The organism is Arthrobacter sp. ISL-69 (assembly GCF_018613775.1).
In the GTDB taxonomy this organism is placed as follows: domain Bacteria; phylum Actinomycetota; class Actinomycetes; order Actinomycetales; family Micrococcaceae; genus Arthrobacter.
In genome coordinates this window covers 1-20,339 of the sequence record NZ_JAGGPO010000045.1, presented here as the reverse complement: position 1 = coordinate 20,339, position 20,339 = coordinate 1, and the positions used below count along the sequence as shown (strand labels likewise).

Sequence of the window (20,339 nt, the reverse complement as noted above, 5' to 3'; positions counted from 1 at the left end):
CGTCCAGTGAGGAGGGCCGCCGTCGGTCAGTGCATTGAGGTGCCGATCAGGTGGTGGCAGCTGGTGCGCCCACCCGATTCAGGCTCCGCAACCGGGAACTAGTCGCCGAGGCGCAGGCCGGTCTTGGTGTCGAACAGGTGAACGTGTCCGGACTGCGGGCGGACGTGGATGGACTCGCCCTTCATCGGGGGACGGCGGCCGTCGACGCGGGCCACAATGTCGTGGCTCTTGCCGTCCAGCGTGGTGTGGCCGTAGACGTAGGCGTCGGCACCGAGTTCTTCGACGACGTCGACCTCAACCTGGAGACCTTCACCTGCGGCGACCTGCTCGAGGTCCTCGGGGCGCGAACCCAGGGTGACAGTGGCGCCGTGTGCTTCTTCGAGGATGTTGCGGGGAACCGGGTAGACCGTTCCGCCGAACTGGACGCCGCCGTCGACGACGGGGAGTTCCAGCAGGTTCATGGCGGGGGAGCCGATGAAGCCGGCGACGAAGACGTTCTTGGGCTTGTCGTAGAGGTTGCGCGGGGTGTCAACCTGCATCAGCAGGCCGTCCTTCAGCACAGCCACGCGGTCACCCATTGTCATGGCCTCGACCTGGTCGTGGGTCACATAGACGGTGGTGACGCCCAGGCGGCGGGTCAGGGATGCAATCTGCGTACGGGTCTGCACGCGGAGCTTGGCATCAAGGTTGGAAAGCGGCTCATCCATGAGGAAGACCTGCGGGTTACGCACGATGGCGCGGCCCATGGCAACACGCTGGCGCTGGCCGCCGGAGAGTGCCTTCGGCTTGCGGTCCAGGTACGGCTCGAGGTCAAGAAGCTTTGCTGCTTCGCGGACACGCTCGGCGCGCTCTTCCTTGCTGACGCCGGCGATCTTCAGTGCGAAGCCCATGTTGTCTGCAACCGTCATGTGCGGGTACAGCGCGTAGTTCTGGAAAACCATGGCGATGTCGCGGTCCTTCGGCGGAACGTCAGTGACATCGCGGTCGCCAATCAGGATACGGCCGGCGTTGACATCCTCAAGGCCTGCGAGCATTCGCAGCGAGGTGGACTTACCGCAACCGGAGGGTCCAACGAGGACCAGGAATTCGCCATCGGCGATGTCGATGTTGAGCTTATCGACGGCGGGCTTATCTGTGCCCGGGTACAGACGCGTAGCGTTATCAAAAGTAACTGTAGCCACAGTTATCAATCCCTTCACCGGCAGGTACGTGCCGGACGATCCGTTGTGAATGGTTCATATTTATTCAGTTGTCCACGGTTTTGCAGCCGTGTACTCCCCGGCCGAAGCCGAGAAGTATCGCATGACGCCGCACGGTGTCTGTGCGCCACATCACAAACAGAGTATGTCAGATTTTATGCAATGTGGTGCAAATGTTACGGAGGTCACATGTGAGATCCCTAACGGGAGGCGCCAGCCTACGCGGAACCGGGGACAGCCCGGGTCCGTTCCCTGAGCAGCGCTTCCAGCAGCTCGGCGATCTGTACCGGGGCCTCCACGCGGAACTGCGCCTGGGTGAAGTCGAGCCCCACCTTTACGCCCACATCACCCGGATAGAGCCGCCCCAGGGCGTCTTCATCGGTGGTGTCGTCGCCTGCGAAGACCACCGCCGTGGCGCCGGTCGCCTGGCGGAGGAAGGCCATGCCTTCGCCCTTGGAAGCGTGCACTACGGATGTCTCCAGAACGCGGTTTCCGTTTTTCAAGAACACGTCCTGGCGGTCCTGCAGGACGGCCCGGGCGGCGGCGACGGCGTCTTCCGCCACATCGTCGGCAGCCAGCCGGGTGTGGAGCACCACGCCCGCCGGTTTATCTTCCAGTAACGTGCCCGGTGCCTGTTCCACGATCTCTTCAAGAACGCGGCGGACATCCGCCAGCAGCGTCAGCTGTTCCGGGTCAAGGGTGAGTTCGGACGAGCCCGGCCCAAGCCAGGCTTCGGCCCCATGGCTGCCGATCAGGAGCGTCTCAGGTGGCGGCGAGGCGACCGCCCGGAGGCTGGCGAGGGCCCGCCCCGAGATGAGTGCCGTCGTCGTGCGCGGGAGGCCGGCAAGGCCGGCAAAGGCGGCGGCGGACCGGGGGAGCGGGCGGGCGTCTGCCGCGTGGTCAACCAGCGGGGAGATGGTCCCGTCGAAATCCATGGCCACGAGCAGGTGGTCGGTGGCGGCAACCTCCTTGAGGGCTGCCAGGAGTTCCGGCTGAAGGGTGAGGGGCGTCTTGCCCGGAGCGGCATCAGGAGTCATCGCGGACCACTTTCTCTTTGAGCGCTGCTAGGAAGTCTGCTGACCAGAGATCGACGTCGTGATCCAGGATCTGCTTGCGCATGGACCGCATCCGCCGGGAAGCCTCGGCCGGCTCCATGTCCACGGCCTTCATGATGGTGTCCTTGAGGCCGTCGATGTCATGCGGGTTCATCAGGAGTGCCTGTTTGAGCTGGTCCGCGGCGCCGGCGAATTCGCTGAGCACAAGGGCGCCGTCGTTGTTGGTGCGGGCGGTGACGTACTCCTTGGCCACCAGGTTCATGCCGTCCCGCAACGCGGTGACCAGCATGACGTCGGCCGCCAGGTAGAGAGCCACCATTTCGTCGATGGGATAGCTGTGATGCAGGTACCGCACCGCCGTGTTCTGCATGGTGTCGTAAGTGCCGTTGATGTGGCCCACGGTGCCTTCCACCTCTTCACGAAGGAGGCGGTACTGCTCCACCCGCTCCCGGCTGGGGCTCGCCACCTGGATCAGGGCCGCGTCCTCCACCGTGACCTTGCCGTCGGCCAGCAGCTCCTCATAAGCCTTGAGCCGGTGACGGATGCCCTTGGTGTAATCGAGGCGGTCGACGCCGAGGAGGATGGTCTTGGGATTGCCAAGGTCCCGGCGGATCTGATGGGCGCGCTCGATGATCTCGGGATTGCGGGCCAGCTCGCTGATCTGCTTGACGTCGATGGAGATGGGAAAGGCCTGCGCACGGGCGATGTGGGTGGTTCTGCCGTCCGGGCCCTTGACGTGCACCTGCTGCTGCTTGACGCTCGCGCCCAGGAAGCGCCGGGCGGAACGCATGAAGTTGCCGGCATCGCTGCTGCGCTGGAAGCCCACCAGGTCCGCACCCAGGAGGCCGTCAATAATGGCCTTGCGCCAGGGGAGCTGGGCGAAGATTTCCGGCGGGGGGAACGGGATGTGGTTGAAGAACCCGATCTTCAGGTCCGGGCGTGCTTCGCGGAGCATCTTTGGAACGAGCTGCAGCTGGTAGTCCTGGACCCAGACAGTGGCTCCGTGATCGGCGTGCCGTACGACGGCGTCGGCGAACCGCCGGTTGACCTTCCGGTAGGAGTCCCACCACGTGCGGTGAAATTCCGGCGGCGCGATCACATCGTGGTACAGCGGCCAGAGGGTGGCGTTGGAGAAGCCCTCGTAGAACAGCTCGACGTCGTCGTTGCTCAGTTGCACCGGGACTAGGTCCATGCCGCCGTGACTGAAGGGCTCGACGGTTTCATCCGGGGCGCCGTGCCAGCCCACCCAGGCGCCGTCGGTCTTGGTCATCATCGGAGCCAGCGCGGTTACCAGGCCGCCCGGTGACCTGCGCCAGCCGTCGTCGCACCCGCTGTCCTCCGGTGCGCAGCGGTCAACTGGCAGCCGGTTGGACACCACCATAAAGTCGTACAGCGCGGCTTCCGCGTCGCCGCTGCCCGGAGCGGGCTTCCCGTCAGCGGTTGCTTCGGGTTTTTCACGGTGCGTAGTGTGCATTGGTGCCCCCTGGGGTTGCTAATGGCTCAACGTCAACCCTAGTCGGACGGAATCTTCCCTGCTATTCAACCGTTGGGCAGGCTGACGGAAACTTGAAGGCGCAAGCTCTCAGGTTTCTCCCCTAAACTGAAAAAGTTGCCACTTAGTGGTCCGCACCTGGCCGATCGACACGAGGAACTGATGAGCGCCGCAAACGAACCCCGCAAGTCCAAAGCAGAACGCACTGCCGAGGCCCGCGAGAAAGCCCGTGAGATCCGTGAGGCGCAGCTGAAGAAGGACAAGCGCAACAAGCTCCTCATCGGCTGGGGCATCGTGGTGGCCGTCGTGGCCATCCTCGCCATCGTTGCCCTGGTGGTCAGTTCCAACATCAGGAACAACGCTCCGGTCGCGGACGAAGGTCCCACACCGGCCAACGGCAACATCCACGGTGGTGTGACGCTCCTGGCCAACTCCGAGGTTGTGAAGTCCGACCCGGCGACGGTCAACCTAAAGGACGTTCCGGCCAAGCCGGAAACGCCGCCCGCCGAGGTAACGGCTCCCGGCGCCGAGGCCGAAGCGGGCAAGCCCGTGAAGGTGGTCGTCTACATCGACTTCATCTGCCCCGTCTGCAAGCGGTTCGAAACCACTTATAACGAGCAGCTGACCAGCCTCCGCAACGAAGGCAAGATCTCCGTGGAGTACAGGCCGCTCGGCTTCCTGGACCAGCAGTCCACCACCAACTACTCCTCCCGCGCGGCCAACGCCGCAGCCTGCGTAGTCAACGAATCGCCGGAAAAGTACTCCGACTTCCTGAACATGCTCTTCGACAAGCAGCCGGCCGAAGGCAGCGCTGGCCTGTCCGATGACGAGCTGAAGAAGATGGCCACCGAGGTGGGTGTCAAGAGCATCGATTCCTGTGTGGAAGAGAAGAAATACCGGCCGTACGTAAAGGTGGCAACGCAGGAAGCCGCGGCCATCGGCGTGAGCGGTACCCCGACCGCCTTCGTGGACGGCAAGCAGTGGGGCAAGGGCGACTCCGCCAACACCGACCTGATCCCGTTCATCCAGGCCGCCATCGACGCCAAGGGCTAGCAGCAGCCTCGCCCGTGCAGCAGTTCAGTGGCCCGGTTCCGGAAGTATCCGGAACCGGGCCGCTGCCGTTTTTACCGCGGGGGCGTCCTTGGGCTAACCTTATCTAGCACCGCCCGGTGTGCCTGTTCCGTCAGGCAGAAACAGGGCACGCCTCCTTAGCTCAGTTGGCCAGAGCACCGCTCTTGTAAAGCGGGGGTCGTCGGTTCGAATCCGACAGGAGGCTCAAAAGACCCCTCCTTTCCGGCAAGTCCGCCTGGAACGGAGGGGTTTTTCCATGCCCTTCGGCTTCGTCAAGTGTCACCCCTGCCTCCTCCTACGAGGCGGCGTCTATCTTCCCGAGCAGGTCCTTGGCAGCCCTGGCGATTTCATCATGGTCATATTGCGCCGCCCGGCTTTCCAGGGAAACCACGGCGCAACGGTGGACCTTCTTGAAATCGCCAAAAGGAAAACTGACGCTGCCCTTGGTGCCTTCGGACTCGTCCGGGTCGAGGCCCAGATGCCACTTGGAGAACTCTGAGAAGCCGTGCTTTTCGATGAGGGCATTTTCCTGGTCGGCCGACGGTGCATGCTCGCTCCAGTCGTCCCGGGTGTCGCGGACAACTTTCCCGTCCTTCACGAGGCTGCGGGCGTGGTCCAGGGCCTTTTTGTTGAGCTTCGTGGCCATGTCATACCTCCGGGATCTCGGATGTGTTGTCCCTCAAGGCTAAAGCCGCCGATCACGGGCCGCCAGAGTCCCGGCCAACAGATGTAACCCCGCGGAGACTGCGGCGAAACGTGCCCACAACATGGCCCGCCTACCTTGGGCGTATGACAACACGCCTGCCCGCCCGAATAGCCTCATGGTTCGAGGCTCGGCCCATGCCGGCCGCAGCGCCCGGTCCGGACCCCAGCGCCTGGGAACAGGGCAATGCGGCCATCGCCGATGTGACCAGGTGGGGCTGGCTCCCGGCGCTCAGTGGGGTGTCCATCGCAGCCGATCATGCCGCGAGGGCACACGGCCAAACGGCCGGTGCAGCAGGCGAGGGGTAGCCACGGGACAGCTGGCCAAGGTCTCTGTTACCACCGCGTGGCGACGTAATTTGTCGGGTTGGGCACACTTTGCCTCAACTACCGGCATAATGACCTAAACTGCTTCACTGAGGCGCCTGAAATGGCGCTGCGCAGCAACGAAAGTGAACCACGCTATGGCCACCGATTACGACGCCCCACGCAAGACAGAAGAAGAGTCTCCCGCTGAATCGCTGGAGGCCCTTCAGGCGTCCCGCAGCGGCGGAGCCCAGACCGCCGTGATCGACGTGGACGAGAACGATACGGCCGAGGGCATTGACCTTCCCGGGGCGGATCTTTCCGGCGAAGAACTCACGGTCACCGTTGTTCCCGAGCAGTCCGATGAATTCACCTGCTCCTCCTGCTTCCTCGTCCGTCACCGGTCCCAGGTTGCACGCGAAAAGAACGGCATGAAGTACTGCCGCGACTGCGAAGGCTAGGCAACTTTCCGACGCGCGCCACAACTTCACAGCAAGGCATAACGAGGCGCCGGCAGTCCGAAAGGGCGGCCGGCGCCTCGCTGCATCCGTAGAAGCTAACGCCCCCGCCGGCGGCGTTATCCGACATCACGGAATCACGCCCAAAACCTGCCCAAACGGCTTTCGAACAGCGCGAATACGGCTGCCGCAATCATCGTCCCGTAACCTGCGCCAGGTCTGGCTAACAGTTGGGTGCCGAACGTATTTCGACCCTCGTTTTCGCCTGTTCGGACTCCTACGCTTGAGGTATCTCATCACTTCCGAGGGTGGCTCAAATGAAGAAATTTCAAGTATGGCTGGCGGCAATCCTGATGGCAGCCGGACTCGGCCTTGTGGCACCAGCGCCGGCATCTGCCTCCTACTGCGGGCTGGTGTGGGGATCGTTGGAGAAATCCGAGGCGGCCATGAGTCCCGGAAAGGTCACCGATGTCCGGACGGGGCAGCACTACTGCTTCGACCGCCTGGTGGTCGACCTTAACGGGCCCGTGGAAGGCTATACCGCACGGTATGTCCCCACAGTCGCGCAGGACGGTTCCGGGTTCCCGGTTCCCCTGCGCGGGCGGGCATTCCTCCAGATCACCGCCACTGCAGCGGCTTATGACGACGGCGGCAACTCCACGTACAACCCGGCCGACAAGAATGAACTGACCAACGTTGGCGGCTACCAGACCTTCCGCCAAGTGGCCTGGGCGGGGAGTTTCGAAGGTTACTCGACCATCGGCCTTGGCGTCCGTGGACGCCTTCCCTTCAGGGTATTCACCCTGGACGGGCCGGGGGCGGGATCACGCCTGGTGGTTGACGTTGCACACTACTGGTGAACTGCACTAGCCAAACGCACTGCAGGCCCCGCTCCGGATCTTCCGGGGCGGGGCCTGCAGCCGTGTGGTCATCCACGCGGTGGTTGCGGGGATCCCTTACTCGGGCACCACCAGGGCCGGGGTGTCCTTGCGGATGGTTTCGCCGCGGAAGAACCCGGGCTGCAGCCTGGCCATGATGAGCATGAACACGGCGCCGAGGGCGAGGATGCCGACGCCTAGGACGAACACCAGTCCCACGCCGAAGATCTCGGACCCACTGCCGAACTCCGGCGCCCAGCTGTCCGCCGCCGTCTGCAGGAATACCACCAGGAGGCCCAGTCCGCCCAGCAGCGGGCAGAGCAGCCGCAGCATGAAATGGCGGAAGCTGCTGAACACGCTCTCACGGAAGTACCAGACGCACGCGAACGCCGTCAGCCCGTAGTAGAAGCAGATCATTAGCCCGAGGGCGAGGATGGTGTCGTTGAGGACGTTTTCGCTGACCACGTGCATGATTGCGTAGAACCCCGCCGAGAGGACGCCCGCCGCGACGGTGGCGAAGCCCGGCGTCGCAAACTTCTTGCTCAGGTGGCTGAAGGGCTTGGGCAGGGCACCGTAGTGGGCCATGGCCAGGAGGCTGCGGGACGGCGAGGTGAACGTGGACTGCAGCGAAGCCGCGGAGCTGGACAGGACGGCCAGGGACATCAGGATGGCGAAGGGGCCCATGATGGGGGAGGCCAGCGCCGTGAAGATGTTGGCGTGGTTCTCCTCGTTGTTCAGGCCGACGCCCTCGGTGCCCACCCCGGCGAACATCATGGTTGCGATGGTCACCAGCAGGTAGATGCCCAGGACCACGACGGCGGTGAGGGTGCCGGCAATGCCTGCGGTCTTCTTGCCGTTGGCCGTTTCCTCGTTCACGGTGAGGCACACGTCCCAGCCCCAGTACACGAAGATGGACAGCGAAATCCCGGCGGCAATCTGCCCGAACGTTTCGATCTTGGTGACGTCAAACCATTCCCAGCTGAACGGGATGGAGGTTTCCGAGGAAGACCAGTTGGCGAACGCCATGGCGACGAACAGTCCGAGCACCAACAGCTGGAAGCCCACCAGGCCGTACTGCACGATCTTGGTGGTGTGCAGCCCGCGGTAACTCACCCAGACGGCAAGCGCCACGAAGGCAAAGCACGTGGCCACGTTGAGGGGCTTGTTGGCGGCGAGGTCCGCCAGTTCCGGCGTCCCCGTGAGCTGGGCGAGGAACAGGTAGAAGAAGTCCACCGCCACGGCGGCCAGGTTGGACAGCACGATGATGTTCGCCGCGAGGAGTCCCCAGCCTCCCATCCAGCCCACCCACGGGCCGAAGGCCTTGGTGACCCAGGTGAACGTGGTGCCGCTGTCCGGCGAGTCAGCGTTCAGCTCCCGGTAGGCGAGGGACACCAGGATCATGGGGATGAAGCCGATGAGGAAGATGACGGGAAGCTGCAACCCGACCTCGCTCACGGTGGGGCCGAGGGCGCTGGTGAGCGTGTAGGCCGGGGCAATCGTTGAAATGCCAAGGACGACGACGGCGAGGAGGCCCAGCTGCCCGCCCTTCAGTCCCTTTCCGGTGATGCCGTGCGGCGTGCCGGGAGCATCGGCGCCGGCTGCCCCGGCGCCGGCTGTGCCGGTCTCGGAGCTGTTGCGGATGGTGTGGGTCATGTCCGTCCCTTTCTGGGAATCACGGTTCTAGGAAGCAGCAGGCTGCTGCTGGGTGATGCAGTGGATGCCGCCGCCCCGCGCGAACAGCTCGCGGGCGTCGATGCCCACGATCCGGCGCCCAGGGTAGGCGTCGGAAAGGATCCGAAGGGCCTTTTCGTCGTTGGGGTCCGAGAAGGTGCAGGCGATGACCCCTCCGTTGACCACCAGATGGTTGATGTAGCTGTAGTCCACGAATCCCTCGTCGTCCGTGAGCACAGCGGGTGCGGGGACTTCGATGATGTTCCACTCCCGGCCTGCCGCGTCCCGCGTGGTGGACAGGAACTTGATGATCTCGCGGCTGACCTCGAAATCCGGATGCCCGGGGTCCTGCTGGGAATGGACCAGCAGCGTGCCCGGGGAGGGGATGGCGGCCACGATGTCCACATGGCCCCGGGTTCCGAACCGCTCCGAGTCCCTGGTCAGGCCGCGGGGAAGCCACACAACGTGCGTGCCGCCGATGGTCCGGGCGAGCTCGGCCTCCACCTCCGCCTTGGACAGTCCGGGGTTGCGGCCCGGGTCCAGCTGCACGGTTTCGGTGACCAGCACGGTGCCCTCGCCGTCCACGTGGATGCCACCGCCTTCGTTGACCAGGGCCGAGGGAAGGTGGCGGGCTCCGGACCGGCCGGCGACCTCCGCACCGATCAGCGAGTCCTTGTCCCAGCGGGCCCAGTCCTGTCCGCCCCAGCCGTTGAAGACCCAGTCGACCGCGCCGAGGCGCCCTGCTTCGTCCAGCACGAACGTCGGGCCGATGTCCCGCATCCAGGCGTCGTTGAGGTCCGCGGGGAGAACCTCAACGGCCGGATCCAGGTAGCGCGCGGCGGTGTCGACGTCGTCGGGGGTCACCACCACGGTGACCGGCTCAAATTCGACGGCGGCATTGGCGACGGCGGCCCAGACGGATCGCGCTGCATGGGCGTCTTCTTCCGTGTCACCGAGGGTGTACCCGCCGGTGGGGAACGCCATCCAGATTCGCTCCTGCGGCGCCGTCTCGGCGGGCATGCGCCAGCGGCTCATGCGGTCACCTCTGTTTCAGCCGGCGCGGCCACCGGTGCTTCGCCGCCGAGCGGCTCGCCGGGACGGACAGGTGCCGTGAGTCGACCGTAGGTGTCGGGGCGCCGGGTAGCAAGGAACGGGAACAGCGTGAGCCAGTCCTTGCGCTGGTCCAGGTCCAGGTCGGCGACGAGGACGGCGGATTTATCGCGGGGAGCCTGCGCCAGGATCCGGCCGTACGGGTCCGAGATGAAGGAGGAGCCGTAGAAGTTCAGCGTCCCCTCGCTTCCCCAGCGGTTCGGCGCCACCATGAACAGGCCGTTGGCGATGCCGTTGCCGACGATCACCTGCTGCCAGAGGGGCTGGGTGTCAAAGTCCGGATGGTCCGGCTCCGAGCCGATGGCCGTGGGGTAGACCAGGATCTCGGCCCCGCCCAGGGAGTACAGGCGCGCGAGTTCCGGGAACCATTCGTCCCAGCAGGTGGGCATGCCCAGCCGCGCGCCGCCCAGTTCGGCAGGGGAGTGGACCTCGTAGGCGTCCTCCACGGCCGGGCCCTGTCGGAAAAACTTGTCCTCGTAGTAGCCGGCGGTCACCGGGATGTGAAGTTTGTGGGTCCGGGCGAGCAGTTCACCCTCGGGGGACACCAGGATGGACGTGTTCAGTCCCAGGCCGTCGTCCGAGCCGTCCGGATTCTCCGCACGCTGGTACAGGGAAGCGTGGATGCAGATGCCGTGCCGGCGGGCGGCCTCAGCGGCGAAACGGAACGTGGGGCCGGTCAGCAGCTCCTCGGCGAGGTCCGACGGGCGGGGGCGCGCGGCCCAGGAGCGTGACGTGTCGTTTTCGGGGAGGGTGTCCGCCGGGTAACGGGAGAGCGTGAGTTCCGGCAGGAAGACAACGGTGGCCCCCAGCCGGGCTGCGCGTCCGATGCCCTCGTCCAGTTCTGCGCGGAGTTCCGCGGCATCGGCGTGCCAACGGTGCTGAACCACTCCGATCCTCAGCGCAGGGCGTGCCGAGGGCTGGGTCCGCGCGAGGGAATCAGGCGGGGTAAGGCAGGTGATTTCAATCATGGTGAATACTCCAGTGAGACGGCGGTCACTAAATGAATGACGTTCATTTAGTATCCACGCCATGCCGCCGGATGGCAAGGAAAAAATGAACAAACATCATTTTGTTAAGCCCGGCGCGAGAATCGGTGGCGCCGCTGTGGCGGCTGGGATAGTTTCGAATTACCCGAGAAACCGCTGACACCAGGAGGATCAATGAAGGCATCACCGACGCTGACCAATAATCTGCAGGCTGTGCTCGCGGACCTTATTGAACTGCACATCCAGGGCAAGCAGGCGCACTGGAACATCGTGGGAACGAACTTCCGCGACCTTCACCTGCAGCTGGATGAAATCATCGACGCCGCGCGGAACTTTGCCGATGACATGGCCGAGCGCATGCGCGCGCTCCATGCCCTGCCGGACGGCCGCAGTGCCACCGTGGCGGAAACCACCAGCCTCGCCCAGTTCCCGCAGGGCCTGATCAGCACCAAGGACGCCGTTGACCGCATCGTGGCCGCCCTTGAGGCCGCAGTGGGCACCATGCGCAAGGTCCACGACGAGGTTGATGAGGAAGATCCCACCACTGCGGACCTGCTTCACGAGTTCATTGCCAAGCTCGAGCAGTACGCCTGGATGGTGGGCGCGGAGAACATGAAGGCCTCGGCCAGCGTGACCACTCCCGACAGCAAGTAACCCCCGACGGCACGCTAACGCCGCAGGAAAAAGGGTTGTGACGCCCTTATTCGCTCGCAGCCGCCAGGGAAGCCCGGCACCGGATCATCCGGCGCCGGGCTTCCCTTTTGTCGGGCTGGCCTTTATCGAATAGGGCTGACTGCTACTTCGCCTTGGGTACTCCGCGGAGTACGACGGCGACCAGGACCGCCGCCCCTGCCATCAGCCCCAGCGCAATGGACGCCGTCACGTGGACGCCCGAATCAAACGCCACCCGGGCGGCGGATGTCAGGGCGTCCGCCAGCGGCGCCGGCAGCGAGTGGGCCAGCTCGACTGCCCCCGTCAGCGTTTCGCGGGCCTGGGCGACGTCGTGGGCAGCGCTGCCGGTCCCCGACATGCTGATGCCCTCCGGCAGAACCAGGTTCTGCTGATAGGACGCAGTGAGGATCGAGCCAAGGATGGCTGTGCCAAGCAGCGAGCCAATCTCATAGCCTGTTTCCGATATGGCGGCTGCCGCGCCCGACTTTTCCGGCGGGACGGCCCCCAGGATCAGGTCGTTGGAGATGGTTTCCGCCGCGCCCACGCCCAGGGCAAGGATCAGGAGGGCGCCCAGCAGGAGGGCCGGCCCGCCTGAGTGATCCCCAAAGGCCACCACGAAGTAGCCTGCCGCGCTGAGCGACAGGCCCCCGGCGACTACGAAGCCGGGCCGTACCTTCCGCACCAGCGGTACCACGAGCAATCCGGCGGCCACGGTGGCGATCAGGGCCGGGATCATGGCTATTCCGGATTCCGTCGGGCGCTGGCCTTCCAGCAGCTGGAGGTGCTGGGCCAGGAAAAGAATGAAGCCGTTGAACGAAAACAGCGCCAGGACGTTGGCCGTGATGGCCGTGCTGAAAATCCTGTTCCCGAAGAGACTCACGTCCAGCAGCGGGCTCCGTAGCCTTTTCTGGCGCCGGACGAAGACATAGCCCATCAATAGCCCGGAGGCGATGATCGTGGCGGGTGCGACCCCGAATCCCTCGGTGGCCAGCGACTTGATGCCGTAGACCACAGGAACCATCGTCAGCAGGGACAGGGCGATGCTGGCGATGTCCGCCGTGCCGGGCCGGGGGTCCCTGGACTCGGGAATGAAAACAGGGCCGAAGGCCAGGATGGGCAGCATGATGGGCACTGCCACCAGGAGGATGGCGCCCCACCAGTACTGCTCGACGAGCCAGCCGCCGAAGATCGGGCCCAGTGCGGCACCGCCCGAGAATCCTGCTGCCCAGATGGCAATGGCAAGCCGCCGCCGGTTGGGGTCCGGGAAAATGTTGCGGATCAGGGACAGGGTGGACGGCATCAGCATCGCACCGAAAAAGCCCAGTGCCGCGCGTCCGGCGATGAGCCATTCCGCGCTGGGGGCGAAAGCGGTGGCTGCGGACACCGCGGCGAAGCCCGTGCTGCCGATCAGGAGGAGCCGGCGGCGGCCGATCCGGTCGCCAAGACTCCCCATGGCCACGAGGAGCCCGGCGAGGACCAGGGGATAGGCGTCCACGATCCAGAGCAGTTGTACGCCGCTGGGCTCCAGGCTGCGGGCGATCGCGGGCAGCGCGAACGTCAGGGCGGTGTTGTCGACGGCGACCAGCAACACCGGAAACATCAGCAGCCCAAGGGCCAGCCATTCGCGTCCCGGCTTCGGGGCGCCAAGCTGCCGGCCAGCCGGCTGCCGGCCGGCAGGCTGGTGCGGGGCGCGGATGGAAGCGCCGGCGGCGAGGTCCTGCGTGGCCGGCGTCGAAGGTGAGGAGAAGATTCCCATGTAATAACTGTACCGTCTGGACGGTATAGTTAAGAAATGAGCCCGGGCCACCGGGCATGATAGGAACCATGGCCAGAAAACCTGTCGCACGCGAGGCCGTGCTCGACGCCTTTGAATCCCTCCTGATTGAAGTGGGCGAACGTGCCGCCACCCTGGATGCCGTGGCGAGGCGGGCCGGCGTTTCCAAAGGCGGCCTCCTTTACCACTTCCCGAACAAGGAGGCCATGATCTCGGCGCTCCTGGAGCGCATGGATCGGCTGGTCGCGGAGGACGTTGAAATCATGGCCAACGCTCCTGAAGGGGCGGCGGTGCACTTCATTAAGTCCTCCCTCTGGGCCGACACCCCGCTGGACCGGGTCTTTGTGGCCGCCACGCGGCTGGCCGAAGTGGCGCACGAGGAAACCCTGCACCGATTCGCTGCCGTGCAGGGCGCCTGGCTGGGGCTGCTGGCCGGGGACGTTGGCCCGGCGATGGCCAAGGCCGTGCTCTATATGGGCGATGGACTGTATTTCAATGCCATGCTCGCCAGCGGTCCCGGCGCCTCCCCGCCCGAAATGAGCGGCGACGTCGACAGCCTCCTGGCCGCCGTCGAACGCCTCCGCGGCTGACCGCCGGGCGGCTGCCGAACCCGCCGTTCCGGCCCGCCGCTCCGGAGGTGCGTAACGCGGCGCCGGCGTGGCCCCCGGAGTTTGCAGACGCGTCTCCGGCGTAGGACAATAGACGCTGTGACTGTTGTCACCGCAAACTAAATATGCCTTTGATCTGCGGCGGGAGAGTTCTGCAAGTAGGTACAAGCAGGCGCCGTAGGAGCAAATCCTCCCCAGGAATCTCTCAGGCCCATGTACCGCCGCGGCAAGGCAACTCTGGAAAGCAGCAGGCTGTCCGATCCGCGTCCCCAACCCTGTTGAGGACGCGGAACCCTGACATGCTGTGCTCACCGACGGTGCAAGCGGACCCATGCGAAAGCACGGCTCAGCGGAAACTCTCAGGTCCAATACAGAGAGGGGAGGAACCCGAATCGATGTGGCGTACCCTGCGCCGCCTTAGTTATGGAGTTCCTTGTGACTGTCAATTCAGCCTCCACTTCCTTCGTTGACCGCCATATTGGCGCGCGCCGCGAAGCCGACGTCGACGCGATGCTCAAGGCTGTCGGCTACGACACCGTTGACTCGCTGGTGGACACGGCCGTTCCGAAGGATATCCGGCAGGATTCGCCGCTGGAGCTCACCGCGGCCCTCAGCGAAGTGGAAACCCTGACCGAGCTGCGCAAGCTTGCCGCCAAGAACAAGACTGCCGTGCAGATGATCGGCCAGGGCTACTACGACACGGTCACGCCGCCGGTGATCCGCCGCAACATCCTCGAAGCGCCGGCCTGGTACACGGCCTACACTCCCTACCAGCCCGAGATCTCCCAGGGCCGGCTCGAAGCCCTGCTGAACTTCCAGACCATGGTGCAGGACCTTGTGGGCCTGCCCATCGCCAACGCCTCGCTGCTCGATGAAGCCACCGCCGTGGCAGAGGCCGTGCTGATGATGCGCCGCGCCAACAAGAACAAGGAAGCCCACGACGGCAAGACCGTCCTTGATGCCGACTGCCTCCCGCAGACCATCGCGATCGTCAAGGGCCGTGCGGAAGCGCTCGGCTTCGAGGTTGAGGTTGCCGACCTGTCCACGGGACTGCCTGACGGCGTCATCAACGGCGTTGTCCTGCAGCAGCCCGGCGTCTCCGGCCGTGTGTTCAACCACTCCGAGGTCATCGCTGCCGCGAAGGAACGCGGCGCGCTGGTGACCGTCGCCGCCGATCTCCTGGCCCTGACCCTCATCACCCCTCCCGGTGAGCAGGGCGCTGACATCGCCGTCGGTTCCGCCCAGCGCTTCGGTGTTCCGCTGTTCTATGGCGGCCCCCACGCCGCTTACATGGCTGTCCAGAAGGGCCTCGAGCGCTCCATGCCGGGCCGCCTGGTGGGCGTCTCCAAGGACTCCACCGGACTCCCGGCCTACCGGCTTGCCCTGCAGACCCGTGAGCAGCACATCCGCCGCGAGAAGGCCACGTCCAACATCTGCACCGCGCAGGCCCTGCTGGCCATCGTCGCGTCCATGTACGCCGTCTACCACGGCCCGGAAGGCCTGAAGGCGATCGCGGAGACCGCCCACGGCCACGCCAGGACCCTCGCCGCTTCCCTGAAGGCCGCCGGCCTGGCCGTCCAGCACACCAGCTTCTTCGACACCGTCACCGTTTCCGTCCCGGGCAAGGCAACCGACATCCTCGCTGCCGCCGAAGCCAAGGGCATCAACCTGCGCGGAATCGACGCCGACACCGTCGGCATCTCAACTGATGAGGCAACCACCGAAGCCGTCGTGGCCGACGTGCTGGCCGCCTTCGGCGCGTCTGTCGCAGACGCTGGCTCTGACCAGGCCGCCGGCTTCGGCCTGGAGGCCGCCGTCGAACGCTCCTCCGAGTACCTGCAGCACCCCGTCTTCCACACCCACCGCTCCGAAACGCAGCTCCTGCGGTATGTCCGGAAGCTCTCGGACCGTGACCTCGCGCTGGACCGGACCATGATCCCGCTGGGCTCGTGCACCATGAAGCTGAACGCCACGGCCGAGATGGAAGCCATTTCCTGGCCCGGGTTTGCATCGATCCACCCGTTCGCCCCGGATTCCCAGACCGAGGGCTGGCGTGAACTCATCGCCGACCTCGAGGCCCAGCTGACCGAAATCACCGGCTACGACCAGGTGTCCATCCAGCCCAACGCCGGATCCCAGGGCGAGCTGGCCGGCCTGCTGGCCATCCGCGGCTACCACCTGTCCCGCGGCGACGACCAGCGCAACGTCTGCCTGATCCCGGCGTCGGCCCACGGCACCAACGCGGCCTCGGCCGTCCTGGCGGGCATGAGGGTGGTTGTGGTGGCCACGGCTGCCGACGGCACCATCGATCACGCGGACCTGAACGCCAAGATCGAGCTGCACAAGGACGCGCTGTCCGCGATCATGATCACCTACCCGTCCACCCACGGCGTGTACGACGCCGACGTTCGCGAAGTCTGCGACGCCATCCACGCGGCCGGCGGCCAGGTGTATATTGACGGCGCCAACCTGAACGCCCTGGTGGGCCTGGCCCAGCCCGGCAAGTTCGGCGGCGACGTGTCCCACCTGAACCTGCACAAGACCTTCTGCATCCCGCACGGCGGCGGCGGCCCGGGCGTCGGCCCGGTCGCGGCCAAGGCGCACCTGGCTCCGTTCATGCCGGGCAACGCGGCTGATCCGGCCAACGGCGCGGACGGCACCCCCATCTCCGCGTCCAAGTACGGATCCGCCGGCGTGCTGCCCATCTCCTGGGCCTACGTGAAGCTGATGGGCGGCCGTGGCCTCACCGACGCCACCAAGTCCGCGCTGCTCGCTGCCAACTACATTGCAGCCCGCCTCAATGATCTCTTCCCGGTCCTGTACACCGGCGCGGGCGGCCTTGTGGCGCACGAGTGCATCCTGGACCTCCGAGAGCTGACCGCCAAGACCGGCGTCACGGCCGAGGATGTGGCCAAGCGCCTGATCGACTACGGCTTCCACGCACCCACCCTGGCCTTCCCCGTGGCCGGCACCCTGATGGTGGAGCCCACCGAGTCCGAGGACCTGGCGGAGATCGACCGGTTCATCACCGCCATGATCTCGATCCGCGCGGAAATCGATCAGGTGGCACACGGTGACTTCACGCTCGCGGACAGCCCGCTGCGCAACGCGCCGCACACGGCCGCCGCCGCGATCAGCACGGACTGGAACCGCGGCTACCCGCGCGAGCAGGCGGTGTTCCCGGTGCACTCCCTGAAACAGGACAAGTACTTCCCGCCGGTCGGCCGGATCGACGGCGCCCTGGGCGACCGCAACCTGATCTGCTCCTGCCCTCCCATCGAAGACTTCGAAAACTAAGGAAGCCTCCTATGTCTGAGAACTACACAGCACTCCACGAAGAGCACAAGAAGCTCGGCGCTTCCTTCACCGACTTCGGCGGCTGGCAGATGCCCCTCAAGTACAGCTCCGAACTGGCAGAGCACCACGCCGTCCGCAAGTCCGCGGGCATCTTCGACCTCTCCCACATGGGCGAAGTCTGGGTGACCGGCCCCGAGGCCGCGACCTTCCTCGACTATGCCCTTGTGGGCAAGATTTCGGCGATGGCCGTCGGCAAGGCCAAGTACTCGCTGATCTGCAACGAGGACGGCGGCATCATCGACGACCTCATCACCTACCGTCGGCCCGCTCCGGCGGAGGCCGGACAAGACAGCACTGACAGGTTCCTCGTGGTGCCGAACGCCGGCAACGCCAAGGTGGTGGCCGATGCCCTGGCTGAGCGGGCTGCAGACTTCGACGTTGTCGTCGACGACGTTTCGGCCGCCACTTCGCTGGTCGCCGTCCAGGGTCCCAAGGCCGAAGGCATCCTGCTCCGCCTGGTTCCCGCCGCGCAGCACGAGCTGGTCACCGGCCTGAAGTACTACGCCGCCGTCGAAGTTCCCTTTATGGTGGCCGGCCGCAGCACTGACCTCCTGCTGGCCCGCACCGGTTACACCGGCGAGGACGGTTTCGAGATCTTCGTGGAGAACGACGACGCCGCCGCCCTCTGGCAGGCCATCGTCGCCATCGCGGACGAAGGGGAACTGACGCCTGCCGGCCTGGCCTCCCGCGATTCGCTCCGGCTGGAAGCCGGCATGCCGCTGTACGGCAACGAACTCTCCATCGACGGCGACCCGTTCGCCGCCGGCCTGGGACCCGTCGTCGCGCTTTCCAAGGAAGGCGACTTCGTGGGCAAGGCGGCACTGGCAGCCAAGATGGAAGCCGGCGCAGGATCAACCAGCGGCCGCAAGCTTGTTGGGCTCAAGGGCCTCGGACGCCGTGCCGGACGGGGCCACTACCCGGTCCTCAAGGACGGCAACGTCGTAGGCGAGGTGACCTCCGGCCAGCCCAGCCCGAGCCTCGGCTACCCGGTCGCCATGGCCTACGTCGATGTCGAGTTCACCGAGCCCGGCACCGCCCTGGACATCGACCTCCGGGGCAAGGCGGAGGCGTTCGAAGTGGTCGCACTGCCTTTCTACAAGCGCCAAAAGTAGCCCACCGCCACCGGCCCGGCCGTGGCTGGCCCCAGGGCCGGTGGCCCCGTCGGGGCTGACAGCTCATCTTTTGGACAAACGGACAAGGCAAGACCGCTTTGGCTTCCCGCCTTCGCAAGCCACGGTGCTGGGGGATGGACCGCCTGCCGGAGGTGGGCTTCGGCACCTCGACAAGCTCGATCATTGGGGGTTGAGCTTGTTGAACCTCCAGTCCAGAAGTAGCCTCCCCACCCGACCACAGTAGTAACGAGATTAAGGAACGTAATGGCAAAAGTTGCCCTTGAACTGCAGTACTCCGACGAGCACGAGTGGGTTGCACGCGAGGCCGGGAACCTTGTTTCCATCGGCATCTCCGCCGTGGCCACCGATGCCCTCGGTGACATCGTGTATGTGGACCTGCCCGAGGTCGGTTCCGCGGTGACTGCGGGGGAGACCTGCGGTGAGGTGGAGTCCACGAAGTCCGTCTCGGACCTGTACTCCCCGGTGACCGGCGAGGTCACGGAGATCAACCCCGCCGTTGTCGACGATCCGGCGCTGATCAACAGTGATCCGTACGGCGCCGGCTGGCTGTTCCGGGTTGCCGCCGAGTCCGAGGGGCCGCTTATGTCGGCCGAGGAATACGCGTCCAAGAACGGCGGCGAGCTGTGAGCGGGGCAGGTGCCGCAGGCACCGCAACGGTGGCTTTCGAGCAGGTCGTATCGCCGTCCCTGGACGCGCAGCTGTCCGTGTTGGATCCGGAGATCGCGGCGAAGATCGACGACGAACTGGGCCGCCAGCGCACGGGCCTGGAGATGATCGCGTCGGAGAACCATACGGCCGCGGCGGTGATGCAGGCGCAGGGTTCGGTGCTGACGAACAAGTACGCCGAGGGCTACCCGGGCAAGCGGTACTACGGCGGCTGCGAGCACGTGGACGTGATCGAGCAGCTGGCGATCGACCGGGTCAAGGCCCTGTTCGGCGCCGAGTTCGCGAATGTCCAGCCGCACTCCGGTGCGCAGGCGAACGCCTCGGTGATGCACGCTCTGATCAAGCCGGGCGACACGATCATGGGTCTGAACCTGGCGCACGGCGGGCACCTGACGCACGGGATGAAGATCAACTTCTCCGGCCGGCTGTACAACGTGATCCCGTACCAGGTCCGCGAAGAGGACCACCGGATCGACATGGCCGAGGTGGAGCGCCTGGCGCAGGAGCACAAACCTCAGCTGATTGTTGCCGGCTGGTCCGCCTACGCCCGGCAGCTGGACTTCGCCGGGTTCCGCCGGATCGCCGATTCGGTGGGGGCGTACCTGATGGTGGACATGGCGCATTTCGCCGGGCTCGTCGCCGCGGGGCTGCACCCGTCCCCGGTCCCTTACGCGCACGTGACCACGTCCACGACGCACAAGACCCTGGCCGGTCCGCGCGGCGGGATCATCCTGACCAACGACGCCGCGATCGCCAAGAAGATCAACTCCGCGGTGTTCCCGGGCCAGCAGGGCGGGCCGCTGGAGCACGTGATCGCGGGCAAGGCCGTGGCGTTCAAGATCGCCGCGTCCGCGGAGTTCAGGGAACGCCAGGAACGCGTCCTGGCCGGTGCCCGGATCCTGGCCGAGCGGCTGGTCCAGCCGGACGTGACCGCCAAGGGGATCAACGTGATCTCCGGCGGCACCGACGTGCACCTGGTCCTGGTGGACCTGCGCAACTGCGAGCTCAACGGCCAGGAAGCCGAGGACCGCCTCGCGGAAATCGACATCACGGTCAACCGCAACGCCGTGCCGTTCGACCCGCGCCCGCCGATGGTCACCTCCGGGCTGCGCATCGGCACCCCGGCCCTGGCCACCCGCGGTTTCGGCGAAGCGGCCTTCGCCGAAGTTGCGGACATCATCGCCGAGGCCCTGATCTCCGA

At 65.7% G+C, this 20,339-nt stretch carries 18 protein-coding genes, 1 tRNA gene and 1 riboswitch; of the genes, 11 read left to right on the top strand and 8 right to left on the bottom strand.

Annotated elements, in window-relative coordinates:
• Window positions 1-98: 98 nt before the first annotated feature.
• The 3 genes from J7I79_RS22115 to J7I79_RS22105 all read right to left on the bottom strand — a co-directional run bounded on the left by J7I79_RS22115 (window position 99) and on the right by J7I79_RS22105 (window position 3,728).
• The gene (locus J7I79_RS22115; protein WP_104176227.1) at window positions 99-1,181 is read right to left on the bottom strand and encodes an ABC transporter ATP-binding protein; all 1,083 of its coding nucleotides are present in this window, start codon (window positions 1,179-1,181) and stop codon (window positions 99-101) included.
• Window positions 1,182-1,417: 236 nt separating this feature from the next.
• Window positions 1,418-2,236, bottom strand: coding sequence for a trehalose-phosphatase (gene otsB, locus J7I79_RS22110; RefSeq protein ID WP_214957075.1), 819 nt, complete (start codon window positions 2,234-2,236; stop codon window positions 1,418-1,420).
• A complete protein-coding gene (locus J7I79_RS22105) occupies window positions 2,226-3,728 on the bottom strand; it encodes a trehalose-6-phosphate synthase (RefSeq protein ID WP_285291500.1) in 1,503 nt (500 codons plus the stop codon). Before J7I79_RS22105 ends, otsB begins: the two co-directional genes overlap by 11 nt.
• Window positions 3,729-3,908: 180 nt before the next feature.
• Between J7I79_RS22105 and J7I79_RS22100 the strand changes: the two genes are divergently transcribed.
• Window positions 3,909-4,799 carry a DsbA family protein gene (locus J7I79_RS22100; protein WP_214957062.1) on the top strand — a complete coding sequence of 297 codons (891 nt, stop codon included), beginning with the start codon at window positions 3,909-3,911 and terminating at the stop codon, window positions 4,797-4,799.
• A 149-nt stretch (window positions 4,800-4,948) separates the two neighbouring features.
• A tRNA-Thr gene (locus J7I79_RS22095) sits at window positions 4,949-5,022 on the top strand.
• 90 nt (window positions 5,023-5,112) lie between these two features.
• Here J7I79_RS22095 and J7I79_RS22090 read toward each other — a convergent pair.
• Window positions 5,113-5,463, bottom strand: a complete 351-nt coding sequence (locus tag J7I79_RS22090; protein ID WP_214957060.1) for a hypothetical protein — start codon at window positions 5,461-5,463, stop codon at window positions 5,113-5,115.
• A gap of 194 nt (window positions 5,464-5,657) precedes the next feature.
• Between J7I79_RS22090 and J7I79_RS22085 the strand changes: the two genes are divergently transcribed.
• The 3 genes from J7I79_RS22085 to J7I79_RS22075 all read left to right on the top strand — a co-directional run bounded on the left by J7I79_RS22085 (window position 5,658) and on the right by J7I79_RS22075 (window position 7,143).
• Window positions 5,658-5,828, top strand: a complete 171-nt coding sequence (locus J7I79_RS22085) for a hypothetical protein (protein WP_214957058.1) — start codon at window positions 5,658-5,660, stop codon at window positions 5,826-5,828.
• Between the two features lie 155 nt (window positions 5,829-5,983).
• A complete protein-coding gene (locus tag J7I79_RS22080; protein ID WP_104176232.1) occupies window positions 5,984-6,286 on the top strand; it encodes a DUF4193 domain-containing protein in 303 nt (100 codons plus the stop codon).
• A 314-nt stretch (window positions 6,287-6,600) separates the two neighbouring features.
• The gene (locus J7I79_RS22075; protein ID WP_214957051.1) at window positions 6,601-7,143 is read left to right on the top strand and encodes a hypothetical protein; all 543 of its coding nucleotides are present in this window, start codon (window positions 6,601-6,603) and stop codon (window positions 7,141-7,143) included.
• Between the two features lie 96 nt (window positions 7,144-7,239).
• On the opposite strand, the gene J7I79_RS22070 is transcribed toward J7I79_RS22075, so the two are convergent.
• The 3 genes from J7I79_RS22070 to J7I79_RS22060 are packed head-to-tail and all read right to left on the bottom strand — an operon-like array spanning window position 7,240 to window position 10,910.
• Window positions 7,240-8,814, bottom strand: a complete 1,575-nt coding sequence (locus J7I79_RS22070) for an APC family permease (protein ID WP_214957049.1) — start codon at window positions 8,812-8,814, stop codon at window positions 7,240-7,242.
• Window positions 8,815-8,841: 27 nt separating this feature from the next.
• A complete protein-coding gene (locus J7I79_RS22065) occupies window positions 8,842-9,867 on the bottom strand; it encodes an agmatine/peptidylarginine deiminase (RefSeq protein ID WP_214957047.1) in 1,026 nt (341 codons plus the stop codon).
• Window positions 9,864-10,910, bottom strand: coding sequence for a nitrilase-related carbon-nitrogen hydrolase (locus J7I79_RS22060; RefSeq protein ID WP_214957045.1), 1,047 nt, complete (start codon window positions 10,908-10,910; stop codon window positions 9,864-9,866). The genes J7I79_RS22065 and J7I79_RS22060 overlap by 4 nt, the downstream gene beginning before the upstream one ends.
• A 192-nt stretch (window positions 10,911-11,102) precedes the next feature.
• Here J7I79_RS22060 and J7I79_RS22055 point away from each other — a divergent pair, with 192 nt between their 5' ends.
• Entirely contained in the window at window positions 11,103-11,582 is a 480-nt protein-coding gene (locus J7I79_RS22055; protein ID WP_011690627.1) for a Dps family protein, read from the top strand.
• Between the two features lie 142 nt (window positions 11,583-11,724).
• Here J7I79_RS22055 and J7I79_RS22050 read toward each other — a convergent pair whose 3' ends face one another.
• Window positions 11,725-13,356 carry an MFS transporter gene (locus J7I79_RS22050; RefSeq protein WP_214957043.1) on the bottom strand — a complete coding sequence of 544 codons (1,632 nt, stop codon included), beginning with the start codon at window positions 13,354-13,356 and terminating at the stop codon, window positions 11,725-11,727.
• Between the two features lie 68 nt (window positions 13,357-13,424).
• Here J7I79_RS22050 and J7I79_RS22045 point away from each other — a divergent pair, with 68 nt between their 5' ends.
• From J7I79_RS22045 to glyA, 5 genes are all read left to right on the top strand, one after another.
• On the top strand, window positions 13,425-13,964 hold the full coding sequence (locus tag J7I79_RS22045) for a TetR/AcrR family transcriptional regulator (protein WP_214957041.1): 540 nt from the start codon (window positions 13,425-13,427) through the stop codon (window positions 13,962-13,964).
• A gap of 150 nt (window positions 13,965-14,114) precedes the next feature.
• A riboswitch (glycine riboswitch) is annotated at window positions 14,115-14,213 on the top strand.
• 192 nt (window positions 14,214-14,405) lie between these two features.
• Complete coding sequence (gene gcvP, locus J7I79_RS22040; RefSeq protein WP_251043156.1) at window positions 14,406-17,279, top strand: aminomethyl-transferring glycine dehydrogenase; 2,874 nt, start codon at window positions 14,406-14,408, stop codon at window positions 17,277-17,279.
• Between the two features lie 11 nt (window positions 17,280-17,290).
• Window positions 17,291-18,451: a glycine cleavage system aminomethyltransferase GcvT gene (gene gcvT, locus J7I79_RS22035; RefSeq protein ID WP_214957036.1), complete on the top strand. Its 1,161-nt coding sequence runs from the start codon at window positions 17,291-17,293 to the stop codon at window positions 18,449-18,451.
• 264 nt (window positions 18,452-18,715) lie between these two features.
• Window positions 18,716-19,099, top strand: a complete 384-nt coding sequence (gene gcvH / locus J7I79_RS22030) for a glycine cleavage system protein GcvH (protein ID WP_214957034.1) — start codon at window positions 18,716-18,718, stop codon at window positions 19,097-19,099.
• The coding region (glyA, locus tag J7I79_RS22025) for a serine hydroxymethyltransferase (protein WP_214957032.1) at window positions 19,096-20,339 on the top strand (1,244 nt) is incomplete at its 3' end. The genes gcvH and glyA, both read left to right, overlap by 4 nt.